The organism is Pantoea sp. SORGH_AS_0659 (assembly GCF_031453915.1).
Taxonomy (GTDB): Bacteria; Pseudomonadota; Gammaproteobacteria; order Enterobacterales; family Enterobacteriaceae; genus Pantoea; species Pantoea leporis.
This window is the reverse complement of sequence record NZ_JAVJAK010000001.1, coordinates 4,327,270-4,342,718: the sequence shown is the minus strand read 5'-3', so window position 1 is coordinate 4,342,718 and position 15,449 is coordinate 4,327,270. Positions and strand designations below refer to the sequence as shown.

The 15,449-nt window shown below is 56.0% G+C and carries 14 protein-coding genes; 5 read left to right on the top strand and 9 right to left on the bottom strand.

Annotated features, from left to right (window positions below; all coding sequences use genetic code 11):
* Window positions 1-216: 216 nt before the first annotated feature.
* A complete protein-coding gene (locus Q3H59_RS20370; protein ID WP_167391204.1) occupies window positions 217-429 on the bottom strand; it encodes a hypothetical protein in 213 nt (70 codons plus the stop codon).
* Between Q3H59_RS20370 and mdtD the strand changes: the two genes are divergently transcribed.
* Window positions 368-1,771: a multidrug transporter subunit MdtD gene (gene mdtD, locus Q3H59_RS20365; RefSeq protein ID WP_137386807.1), complete on the top strand. Its 1,404-nt coding sequence runs from the start codon at window positions 368-370 to the stop codon at window positions 1,769-1,771. The genes Q3H59_RS20370 and mdtD overlap by 62 nt on opposite strands.
* Here the strand turns inward: mdtD and rbsR are convergent.
* The 7 genes from rbsR to Q3H59_RS20330 form a co-directional block, all read right to left on the bottom strand.
* On the bottom strand, window positions 1,768-2,751 hold the full coding sequence (rbsR, locus tag Q3H59_RS20360) for a ribose operon transcriptional repressor RbsR (RefSeq protein WP_309836759.1): 984 nt from the start codon (window positions 2,749-2,751) through the stop codon (window positions 1,768-1,770). The two genes, mdtD and rbsR, sit on opposite strands and share 4 nt — an antisense overlap.
* A 13-nt stretch (window positions 2,752-2,764) precedes the next feature.
* On the bottom strand, window positions 2,765-3,694 hold the full coding sequence (gene rbsK / locus Q3H59_RS20355; protein WP_309836586.1) for a ribokinase: 930 nt from the start codon (window positions 3,692-3,694) through the stop codon (window positions 2,765-2,767).
* A 64-nt stretch (window positions 3,695-3,758) separates the two neighbouring features.
* Window positions 3,759-4,634, bottom strand: coding sequence for a ribose ABC transporter substrate-binding protein RbsB (gene rbsB / locus Q3H59_RS20350; protein WP_137386809.1), 876 nt, complete (start codon window positions 4,632-4,634; stop codon window positions 3,759-3,761).
* 26 nt (window positions 4,635-4,660) lie between these two features.
* Entirely contained in the window at window positions 4,661-5,632 is a 972-nt protein-coding gene (gene rbsC / locus Q3H59_RS20345; protein WP_008106756.1) for a ribose ABC transporter permease, read from the bottom strand.
* A complete protein-coding gene (gene rbsA, locus Q3H59_RS20340; RefSeq protein ID WP_101763923.1) occupies window positions 5,629-7,137 on the bottom strand; it encodes a ribose ABC transporter ATP-binding protein RbsA in 1,509 nt (502 codons plus the stop codon). Before rbsA ends, rbsC begins: the two co-directional genes overlap by 4 nt.
* Before the next feature lie 7 nt (window positions 7,138-7,144).
* The gene (gene rbsD, locus Q3H59_RS20335) at window positions 7,145-7,564 is read right to left on the bottom strand and encodes a D-ribose pyranase (RefSeq protein ID WP_101763922.1); all 420 of its coding nucleotides are present in this window, start codon (window positions 7,562-7,564) and stop codon (window positions 7,145-7,147) included.
* Between the two features lie 172 nt (window positions 7,565-7,736).
* Complete coding sequence (locus tag Q3H59_RS20330; protein WP_176973313.1) at window positions 7,737-8,132, bottom strand: YgiW/YdeI family stress tolerance OB fold protein; 396 nt, start codon at window positions 8,130-8,132, stop codon at window positions 7,737-7,739.
* A 180-nt stretch (window positions 8,133-8,312) separates the two neighbouring features.
* On the opposite strand from Q3H59_RS20330, the gene qseB reads away from it, so the two are divergent.
* Window positions 8,313-8,975, top strand: coding sequence for a quorum sensing response regulator transcription factor QseB (gene qseB, locus Q3H59_RS20325; protein ID WP_137386813.1), 663 nt, complete (start codon window positions 8,313-8,315; stop codon window positions 8,973-8,975).
* Window positions 8,972-10,303, top strand: coding sequence for a quorum sensing histidine kinase QseC (qseC, locus tag Q3H59_RS20320; RefSeq protein ID WP_101763919.1), 1,332 nt, complete (start codon window positions 8,972-8,974; stop codon window positions 10,301-10,303). Before qseB ends, qseC begins: the two co-directional genes overlap by 4 nt.
* Window positions 10,304-10,314: 11 nt before the next feature.
* On the opposite strand, the gene kup is transcribed toward qseC, so the two are convergent.
* Window positions 10,315-12,183 (bottom strand): low affinity potassium transporter Kup, encoded by a 1,869-nt coding sequence (kup, locus tag Q3H59_RS20315; protein ID WP_101763918.1) that lies wholly within the window; start codon window positions 12,181-12,183, stop codon window positions 10,315-10,317.
* A 297-nt stretch (window positions 12,184-12,480) separates the two neighbouring features.
* Here kup and ravA point away from each other — a divergent pair, with 297 nt between their 5' ends.
* Both ravA and viaA read left to right on the top strand, forming a co-directional pair.
* Window positions 12,481-13,977: an ATPase RavA gene (gene ravA / locus Q3H59_RS20310; RefSeq protein WP_101763937.1), complete on the top strand. Its 1,497-nt coding sequence runs from the start codon at window positions 12,481-12,483 to the stop codon at window positions 13,975-13,977.
* Complete coding sequence (gene viaA / locus Q3H59_RS20305; protein WP_309836578.1) at window positions 13,974-15,434, top strand: ATPase RavA stimulator ViaA; 1,461 nt, start codon at window positions 13,974-13,976, stop codon at window positions 15,432-15,434. The genes ravA and viaA overlap by 4 nt, the downstream gene beginning before the upstream one ends.
* Window positions 15,435-15,449: the final 15 nt, after the last annotated feature.

Below are 15,449 nucleotides of genomic sequence, written 5' to 3'. Positions count from 1 at the left end.
TCTGTCGCGAGGTGGCGTATACTACGCTACTCTCCTTCGGAGTCAAACACTTTTTTCAGCGCTTTCATCCGGCGGAATGAATTTCTTCACTCCCTGCCAAGCCGTCTGCGTTGCCGCTTTGCCGTCTCAGTGGTGGCGCATTATAGGGAGTTATTCGGAGCTGACAAGGGTTAATTGCAAAAAAATGACTGAGCGCCTCTTTTTTAAACGAACGCGTTAAAAACGGACATTTCCCGGCGAAGAATCAGTCAAAATCGCCGCTTCATCGGCATAAATCAGCGCCATCACCTTAAACACCAATGCTATTCTCTTTAACCAAACGTAATTTCTTTGTCGCAGGCTGACAATTATTCGAGAAGGACTTTCAATGATTCGCTCCGCGCGCAGCATGGCCGGCTTGCCCTGGATCGCCGCCATGGCGTTTTTCATGCAAGCACTTGATGCCACCATCCTGAATACTGCGCTTCCTGCTATCGCCACCAGCCTTGAACGTTCCCCTCTTGCCATGCAATCCGCCATCATCAGTTACACGTTAACGGTAGCGATGCTGATTCCGGTGAGTGGCTGGTTAGCCGATCGCTACGGCACACGCAAAATCTTCATTCTTGCGGTATCGCTATTTACGCTGGGTTCGCTGGCCTGCGCCTTATCCGGCTCGCTGAGCATGTTGGTGGTCTCGCGCGTGGTACAAGGGATAGGCGGGGCGATGATGATGCCCGTCGCGCGCCTGGCGTTGTTACGCGCTTATCCACGCAGTGAACTGCTGCCGGTGCTGAACTTCGTTACCATGCCGGGTTTAGTAGGCCCGATTCTGGGCCCAATGCTGGGCGGATTGTTAGTGACCTACGCCAGCTGGCACTGGATATTCCTCCTCAACATTCCCATCGGTATCGCTGGCATCTTCTACGCACGCAAATATATGCCGGACTTCACTACCCCAAAACGCCGCTTCGACTTTTCAGGCTTCCTGCTGTTTGGTTTGGGTCTGGTGCTGATCTCGGTCGGTATCGAGTTGTTTGGCGAGCGCGTGGTGTTGCCGTGGCAAGCGTTGTTGGTGCTGTTTGGCGGCATTGCATTACTTCTTCTCTATATAGTGCACGCGCGTCGCCATCCGGCACCGCTGATTAATCTGCCAATGTTTAAAACCCGCACCTTCTCGGTCGGCATCATTGGCAACATAGCTTCGCGTCTGGGAACCGGCTGCATTCCGTTCCTGATGCCGCTGATGTTGCAGGTGGGCTTTGGTTTTCCCGCACTGATTGCCGGTTGCATGATGGGTCCAACGGCGATTGGCGCGTTGCTGGCGAAATCCACGGTGACGCAAGTGCTACGCCGCTTTGGTTATCGCCATACGTTGGTAGGTATCACCATTATTATTGGCATATTGATCGCCACCTTCTCACTGCAATCGCCGGGTGGCAGCGTGGTGATGTTGCTGGCGGCACTGTTGATTCTGGGGATGGCGATGTCAACGCAGTTCACCGCGATGAACACCATCACGCTGGCAGATTTAAATGATGAGAACGCCAGCGGCGGGAACAGTGTGCTAGCGGTAACGCAGCAGCTGTCGATCAGCTTTGGCGTGGCGGTGAGTGCCGCAGTGCTGCGTTTCTATCAGGATGTCGAGGCCACAACCGTCGCGCAATTCCACGCCACCTTCCTGACGATGGGCGTCGTCACGGTGTTGTCTGCCTTTACCTTTATGATGTTACGTCCGAGCGATGGGCGTAATCTGATCGCCAACCGCGAGAAAAAGAAGAAAGCGACTTAGACCGAACCGCGCTCCACCAGCTCCGGCGTCAGCACCAGCGTTTGCTGACTGGCGTCGGGATCGCTCATACGATGAATCAAGGTATCAATCGCCAGTTCACCTAACTCATCTTTCGGCTGATGGATGGTACTAAGCGGCGGAGTCAGGTAACGCGCCAGCTCAATGTTGTCATAGCCCATCACCGCAATATCCTGCGGCACGCGCAATCCGGCCTGGAACAAGGCGTGATAGACGCCAACCGCCATCGCATCGTTGCTGGTAAATATCGCTTCTGGCAGCGTATCCAGCGTCAGCAGTTGATTCATGGCGTTGAAGCCGCCCTGAAACTCGAAATCACCATCAACCACAAAACCCGGCAGAACCGATAATCCGCTGTTGGCCATCGCTTTATGGAAACCTTCAAGACGCAAACGCGCGGGGGTTTTATCCTGCGGCCCGGCAATACAGGCAATGCGCGTGTAGCCACGATCAATCAGATGCTGGGTTGCCAGTTCGCCGCCGAGCAGCGCGTTGTCCTGAATAATGTCGCCGCGTCCTTCAAATGGCGCCCAGTCCATCATCACCATCGGTACCGAGGGATAACGATTGAGGATCTCCGCCGACGGCAGATGGGTTTCGGTGCACATCATCAGTAAACCATCGACGCGCTTTTGCATCAGCGTTTCGAGGCTGCGATTCATACGCTCTTCATCGCCTTCGGTATTACACAGAATCAGGCTATAGCCGCGTTCGTAACAGCTGTTTTCTACGCCGCGCACCACTTCGGAATAAAACGGGTTACTGCTGGCGGTCAGCAGCATGCCGATGGTGCGGGTTTGTTTGATCTTCAGGCTGCGTGCCAGCGCGGACGGCGCATAGTTCAGCTCACGAATCGCCTGTTCCACCTTTTCACGCACCTGCTCGCTAACAAAGCGATTGTTATTGATGACGTGTGAAACGGTGGAGGTAGAGACGCCCGCCAGGCGGGCGACATCTTTCATGGTAGCCAAGCGCTTAGTCCTGTTGTTGCAGGAAGGCGTCAATCTCAGTGCGCCACGGCACTGAGGGCTGCGCGCCCGGACGCGTCACTGCAATCGCAGCGGCGGCATGGGCGAAACGTACAGCATCATGCATCGCCACACCTTCCAGACGTGCGGTAATAAATGCCCCGTTGAAGGTATCGCCCGCTGCGATAGTATCGATGGCCTGCACGCTGAAGCCCGGAATGCGCACGCCGTTGCCTTGCTCACTCAGCCACACACCGCGACGGCCTAGCGTGATCAACACGGTAGCAATACCTTTCGCATGCAATGCCGCAGCAGCACGCGCGGCATCTTCATCGCTCTTCACCGCAATACCGGTGAGAATTTCAGCTTCGGTTTCATTTGGCGTGATGATGTCGATAAGCGCGAGCAGCTCATCAGAGAGCGCCGTGGCCGGTGCGGGATTCAGGATCACTTGCGTCTGCTGCGCGCGAGCAACCTTCGCGGCGGCCAGAACGCTTTCCAGCGGAGATTCCAGCTGCATCAGCAACGCATCAGCATCGGCAATCACCTGCTGATGCTGCGCAACGCGAGCCGGCGTCAGCGCGGCATTGGCACCGGAATAGATGCCGATATTATTTTCGCCTTCGCCATTCACGAAGATCATCGCTACACCGGTCGATTCATCTGCGACAGTTTCAACCGGTGCGGTATCAATGCGGTCTTGCTGCAACTGCTGACGAATACGCTCGCCAATATCATCAGCGCCTACACAGGCAATAAAAGCAATGTCTGCACCGGCACGGCCCGCAGCCACTGCCTGATTGGCCCCTTTGCCGCCAAAAGCAATGTGATACTGTTTCCCGATCACCGTTTCGCCCGGACGTGGAAAATGGGCGAGGTTAAGGATGTGATCGGCATTGATGCTGCCGAGAACGGCCAGTTTTGCGCTTGTGGTCATTGGGATTCATCCAGAAAGATGCGCCACCAGGACGGTGGCGCGTTGCCCTGCTTTTCTTTACTTATTATTTGGTCACCAGCTTCAGGTCAACCGGATTAACCGCCTGCACCTTCTCGCCTTTCAATACTTTATCGGCAGTCTGCACGCCAATCATACCAATCTTGTCTGGCATCTGCGCCACAGTCGCGGTCAGTTTACCCGATTCTACGGCTTTCACACCGTCAGCGGTGCCGTCAAAACCCACCACCAGCACGTCGGTTTTACCCGCGGTTTGCAGCGCACGCAGCGCGCCCAGCGCCATTTCATCGTTCTGAGCGAAGACGGCCTGCACATCCGGATGTCCCTGCAGCAGGTTCTGCATGACGTTCAGACCTTTAGTACGGTCGAAGTCAGCAGGCTGGCTCGCCAGGATGTTGAATTTGTGGGCATCGGCTGCCTGTTTGAAGCCTTCGCCGCGCTCACGCGCCGCAGAGGTACCGGCAATGCCTTGCAGTTCAATAATTTTCGCGCCATCGCCCAGTTTTTTGGCGATGAAGTCACCGGCCATTTTGCCGCCGAAGCGGTTGTCAGAAGCTACGTGGCTCACCACGGTGCCTTGTGCTGCTACGCGGTCCAGCGTGATCACCGGAATATTTGCCTGGTTCGCCATCTTCACGGCGTTACCCACCGCATCAGAATCAGTTGGGTTGATCAGCAGCAGCTTGGTGCCGCGCACTGTCAGATCCTGCACGTTCGCCAGCTCTTTCGCCGGGTTGTTCTGCGAATCCAGCACTACGAGGTTATAACCCAGTTGGTCAGCTTCTTTCTGTGCGCCATCTTTCAGTGACACAAAGAACGGATTATTCAGCGTAGATACCACCAGAGCAATGGTGTCCTTTGCCATCGCGCCAGCACTGAGGGTGGCGCCAAGAATGACGGCCAATGCAGTTAACTTTTTCATTTTTAAATCCTGTGTGAAGGTCAGAGTTATTTACTGCTTTTGTTATCCACCAGCACCGCTAGCAGAATGACGACGGCTTTAACAATCATTTGGTAGTAAGACGATACGCCCATCAGATTCAGGCCGTTATTCAGGAAACCGAGGATCAACGCACCAATCAGCGTGCCCATGATGCGACCTTTACCGCCCGCCAGGCTGGTACCGCCCAGCACCACCGCAGCAATCGCATCCAGTTCATAACCGGTGCCCGCTGTAGGTTGTGCGGAAGAGAGACGCGCCACTTCGATGGTGCCCGCCAATGCCGCCAGCAGGCCGCACAGCGAATAGACGATGATTTTAACGCGATTAACGTTGATGCCCGACAAACGCGTGGCCGCTTCGTTGCCACCCAGCGCATAGATGTAACGACCAAGGCGCGTGTGATGCAGCATGTACCACGCCAGCCCGAACACCGCGACCATCAGCCACACCGGCGTTGGAATGCCCAACGGGCGACCGATACCGAACCAGCCGAACAGATCGGCGTTATCGTTAAAACCGGTATTGATTGGGCTGCCGTTGGTGTAAACCATGGTGACGCCGCGCAGCAGCAACATCATCACCAGCGTGGCGATGAAAGCCTGCACCTTGCCGCGCGCTACAATCACGCCGGTAATACCGCCAATCGCCGCCCCCAGCGCCAGCGAAGCCGCAACGGCCACCAGCGCATTCACCTCTAATCCGACAATCGATGCCGCCACCGCGCCGGTCAGCGCCAGCAGCGATCCCACCGACAGATCAATGCCCGAGGTCAGAATCACCAGCGTCATGCCGACCGCCATAATGGCGTTGACGGATGTCTGCTGCAGAATGTTGAACATGTTGGCCAGCGTGAAGAAGTTCGGGCTCTGGCTGGCAACCACGGCGATCAGCACGATCAATGCAATCAGTGATTTCTGCTCCAGCAGCCAGGCTTTGCTAAACCAACGACGGCTGGCGGGTAAGGTTTGGGTGCTCATACAACTAACTCCTCGCTGTGTTGCTTACCGACTGCCGCCGCCATCAGGGATTCCTGGGTAGCTTGCTCACGGGAAAATTCGCCACTCAGATGGCCTTCATGCATCACCACAATACGATCGCTCATGCCCAGCACTTCCGGCATTTCCGACGACACCAAAATGATGCTCAGCCCTTCGGCTTTAAACTGGTTAATTAACTGATAAATTTCTTTTTTTGCCCCGACATCGACGCCGCGTGTCGGCTCATCAAGAATCAGCACATCGGGGCGCGTCATCAGGCCACGCGCAATCGCCACTTTTTGCTGATTACCGCCAGACAGCAGACCAATCGGTTGCTCCATTGACGGAGTTTTAACGTTGAACAGGCGGATAAAATCGCCCACCGCCAGTTGCTCGTCGCTGTGGCGCAGGTTGCCCGCGCCAGTGCTGAAATAGCGCAGCGCGGTCAGCGACATGTTCTCTTTCACCGACATGCCGAGCACCAGACCATCGCGCTTGCGGTCTTCCGAGATATACACAATGCCGCTGGCGAGGCCATCCTGCGGAGAGCGGGTCACGATCTCGCGGCCGTTCAGCGTCACTTTGCCTTTGCTGCGCGGCAGCGCGCCGTACAGCACTTTCATCAGTTCAGTACGTCCTGCGCCCATCAGACCCGACACGCCAAGGATTTCCCCTTTGCGCAGCGTAAAGCTGACGTTATCAACGCCCGGACCGCTGAGATTTTCCACTTTTAAGCGGATCTCGCCCGGCTGTTGATCGATACGCGGATATTGATCTTCCAGCTTGCGGCCGACCATCATCTCGATCAGGCTCTCTTCGCTGAGATCGCACACCGCGCGTTCGGCAATAAACTGCCCATCGCGGAACACGGTGACGTCATCGCAAATCTCGAAGATCTCTTTCATGCGGTGCGAGATATAGACGATGCCGCAGCCTTGCGCTTTCAGTTCATTGATGACGCGGAACAGCGACAGCGTTTCGGTATCAGTCAGCGCATCGGTCGGTTCATCCATAATGATGACTTTCGACTCGAAGCTGAGCACCTTGGCGATCTCGACCATCTGCTGATCGCCAATCGACAAATCGCCCACCAGCTTGTGGCTGTCGAAACGCAGATTGAGGCGCTTTAATAGCGCATCCGCTTCGGCATACATCTTTTTCCATTCGATGCGGCCAAAGCGGTTAACACATTCGCGGCCAAGGAAGATATTCTCGGCAACAGTCAGCTGCGGAATCAGGTTCAGTTCCTGATGGATAATGCCAATGCCTGCTTCCTGCGACGCTTTCGGGCCAGAGAACGCCACATCCTTACCCAGCCACTGCAGGGAACCGGCATCCATGCTGTAAATGCCGGTCAGCACTTTCATCATGGTGGATTTGCCCGCGCCGTTTTCACCCACCAGCGCCATCACGCGTCCCGGATAAACGGCCAGCGATGCGCCATTCAACGCCTTCACGCCAGGAAACGACTTTTCAATTCCTTTGAGTTGCAATAACGGTTGCATAGCGGCCTCAGAAGGTCACGCCGGCGCTCAGGATGACATTCGCATACGGAGAACACTCTCCGCTGCGAATGACCGCCTGACTACGCTGCGTATGTTGTTTGAATTGTTCATGGCTGGTGTAACGGATGGTGATGACATTCCCCTGGTGCTGTTGCAAGGCTTCGAGCACGGCGAGCAGTGCGCTGTGGAGCTGCGGATTGTGCTGCTTAATCTCCTCCGCCATCAGGGCGCTTTCGACCTGCATCTCCTGCGTGACAACGTCAACTACCTGTAGAAATTCGGGCGTACCCGGCGTTAACGCCAGATCGATGCGCTGTGGACCGGCCGGAATCGGCAAGCCTGCATCTGCAATCGTCAGCGTATCGGTGTGCCCCAGGCGAGCAATCACATGTGAGACTTCAGCGTTTAACAAGCGACCTTTTTTCATTTATTCCACTCCACAGCGAAACGTTTCGCTGATCGGGAGTGTATAAAATGCGCACGGCAACTCAATGGCGGCATCACGGAAATGTGATCGCCATCGAAACGTTTCGCTTGTGCCGGAGAGAATTTGAGTTTGGTGGGATTTTGGAGCCGCTGCTGCGGCCCCGAAGATGGCATTACGGCAGTTTACGTACCTGTTTCACGTCCAGTTCGATGGAGTTGAAATCTTTATCCAGTTCGCCGGTCAGTTCTACCTGATCCTTCGGCGTGATGGTCAAACCGTTCCAGCGTTTATGATCGATTTCAACTTTCATGGTGCCGGTGGCATCACGGAACTGATAATCCTCATCACCGATTTGCTTCTCAAGCGTACCGCGCACGGTAATCCAGCTATCGTCTTTCATCTCTTCGGCCTGTTTCACCGTGACAACGCTGGTGTTATCGGCTTTGAACCCGCCGGACTTCACCTGCGCGGATGGCGCATTGGGATCAACAAAGCCACCTTGCTGAGCGGCAAGAACCGGCGTGGCGGCCAGGGCGACAATCGCTAACAGAGCTGCAGACTTTTTCATAATTCACCTCTTTTCCATGAATGTGTCGGTTTACGGGAGCTATTTCACCATAAGGTTCTTAACAGGATCTTAAGAGAATCCGTTTGGCTAACATTCATGAAAAATAGTCTATTTGCCGGGATTTTCGCTGTACAAGAGCAATTGTGCTTCGTATAACTCCGCTTAACAGAAGGAGAGTTGATGCGCATTTTACTGATTGAAGATGACACGCTGATTGGCGACGGTTTGAAAGTCGGGTTGACCAAACTTGGTTTCAGCGTGGATTGGTTTGTCTCCGGCGAAGCCGGATTTCAGGCGTTGACCGCCGCACCCTGGGACGCGGTGGTGCTGGATCTGTCGCTGCCCGAACGCGATGGTCTGGATATCCTGCGTCAGTGGCGCCAGCAAGGACACGATGTGCCGGTGCTGATTCTCACCGCGCGCGATGCGCTCGATCAGCGCGTACAGGGATTACAACTCGGCGCCGACGATTACCTGTGTAAGCCGTTTGCGTTAACAGAAGTGGCGGCACGCTTGCAGGCGTTGATCCGTCGCCGTCATGGGCAACTGCAGCCGGAACTGAAACACGGCAACGTGGTAATGGCGCCCGGCAGCCACAGCGTGCTGTGCGATGGCGAACCCGTTAGCCTGAAAAGCCGCGAACTGGCGCTGCTGGAACTGTTTCTGCGTAATCCTGGCCGCGTGCTGACGCGCAGTCAGCTGGAGGAGAAGCTCTACAGCTGGGATGAAGATGTCTCCAGCAATGCGGTGGAAGTGCACATTCATCATCTGCGCAAGAAACTCGGCAGCCAGTTTATTCGTACCGTACACGGCGTCGGTTATACGCTGGGAGCGGCGGAATGAGTCTGTTTCTGCGCCTCGCCATCGGCTTTGTGCTGCTGATTATAGTGTGCGGCGGCCTGGCCGGCCTCAGCGCCTGGCATCAAACCCGCGATACGGTGAACGAGCTGTTTGATACTCAGCAGATGCTTTTCGCCAAACGGCTGATAGCGCTTGATCCCACCTCACTGCAGGACGTGACGTTGCCGAAAACCAAAGCGATCCTGCGCCATCACCGCGGCGATCAGGATGATGATGCGCTGGCATTTGCCATTTTCAGCGCGGCAGGCCAACCGTTGTTGAACGACGGCGAAAACGGTCGCGATCTGCAATTCGATCATCAGCGCGATGGCTTTGTTGATGGACGACTGCGCGGCGATAAAGACAGCTGGCGCCTGGTGTGGCTCACCTCCGAGGATAAGCGCTATCGCGTGGTGGTCGGGCAAGAATGGGAATACCGCGAAGATATGACGCGCGATCTGGCGCTCAGCAGCCTGCTGCCGTGGCTGATTGCCATGCCCTTTATGTTGCTGCTGCTGCTGGCGCTGGTGTGGTTCGAGCTGCGCCCGTTGAAACGCCTCACGCTTTCCCTGCATCAGCGTGCGCCGGATGATGCCACGCCATTGCCGGACACGCGCTTGCCTAAAGAGGTGAAGCCGCTGGTGGTGGCGCTTAACGGCTTGTTCAGTCGTATGGCGCATCTGGTGCAGCGCGAACGTCGCTTTACCTCCGATGCCGCCCATGAACTGCGCAGCCCGCTGGCGGCACTGCGCGTGCAGAGTGAAGTGATTCAGCTGGCAGATGATGATGAGGCGATGCGCAAACGGGCGATTCAACAACTGGATAGCGGCATCGTGCGTGCCACGCGTCTGGTGGATCAGCTCTTAACGCTGTCACGCGTGGAAGCCGACGATCTGCGCAGCGAGTTTCAACCGGTGGCGCTGGCACCGCTGCTGCAAAACCTGCTGGCGGAGCACTTCCCGCAGGCAGAACAACAAAACACCGCTTTGCAGTTTACCAGCCACGCCGAACCGGTGATGAACGGTCATCCGCTGTTACTGGGGTTGATGGTGCGCAATCTGCTGGATAACGCGCTGCGCTATTCGCCGTCGGGCAGCACTGTTGATGTGCAGCTCAATGCCCGCGCCATTACCGTTGATGATAACGGGCCAGGCGTCAGCGATGAGCAGTTGATAAGGTTGGGTGAACGCTTCTGGCGACCGCCAGGACAGGCGCAAACCGGCAGCGGATTAGGGCTTTCCATCGTGAAAAATATTGCCCAGCTGCACGGCGTTCGCTTGCAGTTCAGCCAGCGCGCCAGCGGAGGATTGCGCGTCACCTTAAGTTGGTGACGCGCACAGCGTTAAATCTCGACCTGGGTTCCCAGCTCGATCACGCGGTTCGGTGGGATTTCAAACTGATCGGGCGCGCGCAGCGCATTGCGTTGCAGCGCGAGGAACAGCTTGCCGCGCAGGCGCAGATACCACGGACGATCGCCGATAATCAGCGATTCATGCGACATAAAGAAGGAGGTTTCCATCATGCGGCAGTTCAGGCCTTCAAGACCGCAGCGGTGGAAAATCTCTTCGACGTTTGGCGTTTCGCGCCAGCCGTAACTCGCCACCACGCGCCAGAAGGTCGGCGACAACTGTTCGATGGTCACACGACGGACGTTGTGCACGTAAGGCGCATCTTCCGTACGCAGCGTCAGCAGCACCACGCGCTCATGCAACACTTTGTTGTGCTTGAGGTTATGCAGCATGGCAAACGGAATCACATTCAGCGCACGCGACATATACACCGCGGTGCCCGGCACGCGTACCGGCGGCGATTTCTCCAGCGACGCAATCATCGCTTCCAGTGAATTGCCGTGCTCATGCATACGACGCAGCAGACGGAAACGCTCGCTTTTCCAGGTAGTCATGATGATGAACATCATCAGCGCCAGCGTCAGCGGCAGCCAACCGCCGGAGAACACCTTGATCAGGTTGGCGGAGAACAGCGACACGTCGATGATCAGCATGGCAATCAGAATCAGCACCACCAGATAGCGGTTCCAGTGCCAGTTTTGAATCGCCACGGTAGAACAGAGAATGGCGGTCAGCACCATGGTGCCGGTGACCGCGATGCCATAAGCCGCCGCCAGATTGCTGGAGTGCTCGAAGCCGACAATCACAATCACCACCGAGAAGTAGAGCAGCCAGTTAATCACCGGAATATAGATCTGCCCGGACTCCTCTTCTGAGGTGTGCACAATGCGCATCGGCGGCAAATAGCCGAGACGCACTGCCTGACGCGTTAATGAGAACACGCCGGAAATCACCGCTTGCGAGGCGATCACTGTGGCTAAGGTGGCGAGAATCAACATCGGGATCAGCATCCAATCCGGCGCAAGCAGGAAGAACGGGTTTTTGATCGCTTCAGGATGTTTGAGCAGCAGCGCGCCCTGACCAAAGTAGTTGAGCACCAGTGAAGGCAGCACCACGATAAACCAGGCGAGACGAATCGGAAATTTACCGAAGTGGCCCATATCGGCATACAGCGCTTCCACGCCGGTAATCGCCAGCACCACCGCGCCCAGCGCGAAGAAAGAGACACTTTTGTATTGAATAAAGAAGTGCAGCGCCCAGTAAGGATTCATGGCGTGCAGCACGTCAGGATTATTAATGATGCTACGCGCACCCAATACGGCGAGGATGATAAACCACAGCAGCATCACCGGCGCGAACAGCTTACCGACAATGCCGGTGCCGTGCTTCTGGATGACAAACAGCAACGTCAGCACCGCAATCGCCAACGGCACGATGTAGGTATCGAGGCTCGGCGCGGCAATTTCCAGACCTTCTATCGCCGATAGCACCGACACCGCCGGCGTGATCACCACTTCCCCGTAGAAGAAGCTGCCGCCGATCAGGCCCATGATCACCAGTATCGCGGTGGCTCTGGCGCCGGTGTTTCGTCCGGCCAGTGACATCAGCGTTAAAATCCCGCCTTCACCGGCGTTATCTGCACGCATTACGTAGCTGATGTACTTTAGCGACACCACCAGAATCAGCAGCCAGAAAATCAGCGACAGGAAGCCAAAAACCGCTTCGCGCTCCACGCCAAATCCAAACTGACCAGAGAGGCATTCACGCAATGTATAGAGTGGGCTGGTACCGATATCGCCATACACCACGCCAATTGCCGCCAGCGTGACTGCCCCAAGGGACTGTTTCTTATCCGAGCTCATAAGTTGTCTTTTGTTGGAGCCGGAGGCGCTTGCCTTCCGCTCAAGCCATCAAAAAGCGCACAGTATGCACATATTCCCAAAAAAACCTACTCTTACAAAGTGTCACCATCGCGTCGGTGACGCGGTTTTTCGCCGAAAATAGCGCCAAAAAACCGTTGGAAGCGGCGAGTTTTCTCGCATCAACCTTCTGAAACAAAAAAGCTGACGGCTATCAACGCAATCGCGCATGATAATCAGTAGAGTATTGCGCTCGCCAGACTATGACGGCACCAGGATCAAAAGGATAATGATGTGATTATGGCTCAACCCCATCTTTTGGCAGAAAGAATTTCTCGCCTGAGCAACGCTCTGGAAAAAGGGCTGTATGAACGCCATCATGCGATCCGCCTCTGTTTGCTGGCTGCCTTAAGTGGCGAAAGTGTGTTTCTGCTCGGGCCGCCGGGCATCGCCAAAAGTCTGATTGCCCGCCGATTGAAATATGCCTTCCAGCACGCCCGCGCATTTGAATACCTGATGACCCGTTTTTCCACCCCCGAAGAGGTGTTTGGCCCGCTGTCGATTCAGGCATTGAAAGATGAAGGGCGTTATCAGCGTCTGACCAAAGGTTATCTGCCGGATGCCGAAATTGTCTTCCTCGACGAAATCTGGAAAGCCGGCCCGGCAATTCTTAATACCTTGTTGACTGCCATTAACGAACGCCGCTTCCGCAATGGCGACAGCGAAGAAAAAATCCCAATGCGCCTGCTGGTTACCGCTTCCAACGAATTGCCGGAAGCCGATAGTGGCCTGGAAGCGCTGTATGACCGCATGTTGATTCGCCTGTGGCTGGATAACGTGCATGAGAAGCAGAACTTCCGCAGCATGCTCACCCACCAGCAGGATGAAAACGACAATCCAGTGGCGGAATCGTTGCGCATCAGCGACGAAGAGTATGAGCAGTGGCAGAAAGGCATCAGCCAGGTCAGTTTACCGGATCATGTGTTTGAACTGATTTATCAGCTTCGTCAGCAGTTAGAAACGCTGCCGGACGCGCCGTACATTTCCGATCGTCGCTGGAAGAAAGCCATTCACCTGTTACAGGCCAGCGCCTTTTACAGCGGCCGCGTGGCCATCGCGCCCATCGACTTAGTGCTGCTGAAAGATTGCCTGTGGCATGACGTGGCGTCGATGAAAATGCTGGATCGCGAAATCGATACGCTAATGTCGCAACACGCGTGGCAGCAACAGGCGCTGCTACATAAGCTGCAGCAGATCAAAAGCCGCCGGCTGGCGCTGCAACAGCAGCAAAGCGTGGCGCAAGCGCTGACGCTGGAGAAACACAGCGGCATGTTCAGCCGCAAACCGCACTACGAATTACCCGCCGCCATCACCGATGATCAACTGACGCTAATGCTGCAACAACCGTTGATGCTGCACGACATGCAGGTGACGCACATTCTGATTGGCCGCGAAGCGCTGGATCAGTGGCTGCTGAAGGGTGGTGAAATCCGTGGCAAGCTGAACGGCATCGGCTTTGGTCAGACGCTGGATATGCTGGTGGATACTCATCACTGTTTGACGCTGCGCGATGTCAGCCTGCAATCCACGCGTCTGACGCTGCCGGGCGCCAGCAGCAGCAGCGAGATGCCGCAGGAGATCGCTGATGAATATGACGCGCTGGAAACCCAGCTGCGCGCGCAGCGCACGCTGTTCAGCCAGCATCAGCGCTGTCTGTTCATTAGCGATGACTGGCTGGCACGCATCGAAACCAGCCTGCAGGATGTCGCGGAACAGCTGAAACAGGCGAGAAAATGATCTCACTGGAGACGCTGAGTGCGCTGTTGTCGATTGGCGAAACCGAGTTAATCGAAGAGCTGATTATCGCGCTGCTCGCCTCACCGCAACTGGCGCTGTTCTTTGAGAAATTTCCCCGCCTGAAACAAGCCATGTTGCGCGATCTGCCGCGCTGGCGATCGGAGATCGCCGAGCAGATCAAAGTCACGCCGGTGCCAGAAGCGCTGGCGCAGGAGTTTCAGCTGTTTCAACAGATGCAGCTACTCAGCACGCAACATTTCACCCAGCAGTTACCCAACATTATGACGCAGCTGAAAAGCCTGCCGTCGCCGTTCATCGAAGAAGCCAGCAAACTGCTGCTGAATGCTGAAAGCGACCAGCTCAGCAACGCGCAACACACCTTGTTCCTGCAACGCTGGCGTCTCAGCCTGACGCTGCAAACGCTGACGCTGAATGAAACCCTTCTGGAAGAGCAGCGCGAACGCTTGATGGCCGAGCTGCAGCAGCGCATGGCGATCAGCGGTCAGCTGGCGCCGATTCTTACCGATGACGATGAAGCTGCCGCCGGACGCCTGTGGGATTTAAGCAAAGCGCCGCTGCAGCACGGCGATTATGAACTGATTGTGCAGTACGGCGATTTCCTCGCCCAGCAGCCGGAATTGATGAAGCTGGCGCAGCAGCTGGGTCGCAGCCGCGAGGCCAAATCGGTGCCGTCGCAGGATGTACCGCTGGAAGCGTTTCACCAGCTGGTGCGCGAACCGGATAACGTACCGGAAGAAGTCAGCGGCATTCATCAAAGCGATGATGTGCTGCGTCTGTTGCCACCTGAGCTGGCGGCATTGAGCATAAGCGAGTTAGAGCTGGAGTTTTATCGGCGCTTAGTCGAGAAACGCTTGCTGACTTATCGTCTGCAGGGCGATGCGTGGCACGAAAAAGTCACCATGAGTCCGGCCAGCCACCAGCAGCATGAGGAGCAACCGCGCGGCCCGTTTATCGTTTGCGTTGATACGTCCGGATCGATGGGCGGTTTCAATGAGCGCTGCGCCAAAGCCTTTTGCCTGGCGCTGCTGAAAGTGGCGCTGGCGGATAAGCGCCGCTGCTATATCATGCTGTTTGCTCATGAAGTGATCGGTTATGAACTCACCGCTGATAACGGCATTGAGCAGGCGATCCGTTTCCTCAGCCAGCGTTTTCGCGGCGGTACCGATCTCGCGGCCTGCCTTGCGGCGGTGGTGAAACGCATGGAAGGCAGCGCGTGGCAGGAAGCGGATGCGGTGATCGTTTCGGATTTTATTGCCCAGCGTTTGCCGGACGACATCGTCAGCACCATTAAGCAGCGTCAGCGCCAACATCAACAGCGCTTCCACGCGGTAGCAATGTCGCTGCATGGCAAACCCGGCATTCTGCGCATCTTCGATCACATCTGGCGCTTCGATACCGGCCTGAAAAGCCGTCTGCTGCGCCGCTGGCAGCGCTAATTCATCTGGCGGAAA

Bases quoted from the DNA above. Each gene is read 5' to 3' on its own strand.
- qseC (WP_101763919.1), top strand. From the start codon at position 8,972: ATGAGTCTGTTTCTGCGCCTCGCCATCGGCTTTGTGCTGCTGATTATA.
- rbsR (WP_309836759.1), bottom strand. From the start codon at position 2,751: ATGAAAGATGTCGCCCGCCTGGCGGGCGTCTCTACCTCCACCGTTTCA.
- Q3H59_RS20330 (WP_176973313.1), bottom strand. From the start codon at position 8,132: ATGAAAAAGTCTGCAGCTCTGTTAGCGATTGTCGCCCTGGCCGCCACG.
- rbsD (WP_101763922.1), bottom strand. From the start codon at position 7,564: ATGAAAAAAGGTCGCTTGTTAAACGCTGAAGTCTCACATGTGATTGCT.
- kup (WP_101763918.1), bottom strand. From the start codon at position 12,183: ATGAGCTCGGATAAGAAACAGTCCCTTGGGGCAGTCACGCTGGCGGCA.
- ravA (WP_101763937.1), top strand. From the start codon at position 12,481: ATGGCTCAACCCCATCTTTTGGCAGAAAGAATTTCTCGCCTGAGCAAC.
- rbsB (WP_137386809.1), bottom strand. From the start codon at position 4,634: ATGAAAAAGTTAACTGCATTGGCCGTCATTCTTGGCGCCACCCTCAGT.
- rbsC (WP_008106756.1), bottom strand. From the start codon at position 5,632: ATGAGCACCCAAACCTTACCCGCCAGCCGTCGTTGGTTTAGCAAAGCC.
- mdtD (WP_137386807.1), top strand. From the start codon at position 368: ATGATTCGCTCCGCGCGCAGCATGGCCGGCTTGCCCTGGATCGCCGCC.
- rbsA (WP_101763923.1), bottom strand. From the start codon at position 7,137: ATGCAACCGTTATTGCAACTCAAAGGAATTGAAAAGTCGTTTCCTGGC.
- rbsK (WP_309836586.1), bottom strand. From the start codon at position 3,694: ATGACCACAAGCGCAAAACTGGCCGTTCTCGGCAGCATCAATGCCGAT.
- viaA (WP_309836578.1), top strand. From the start codon at position 13,974: ATGATCTCACTGGAGACGCTGAGTGCGCTGTTGTCGATTGGCGAAACC.
- Q3H59_RS20370 (WP_167391204.1), bottom strand. From the start codon at position 429: ATGAAAAACGCCATGGCGGCGATCCAGGGCAAGCCGGCCATGCTGCGC.
- qseB (WP_137386813.1), top strand. From the start codon at position 8,313: ATGCGCATTTTACTGATTGAAGATGACACGCTGATTGGCGACGGTTTG.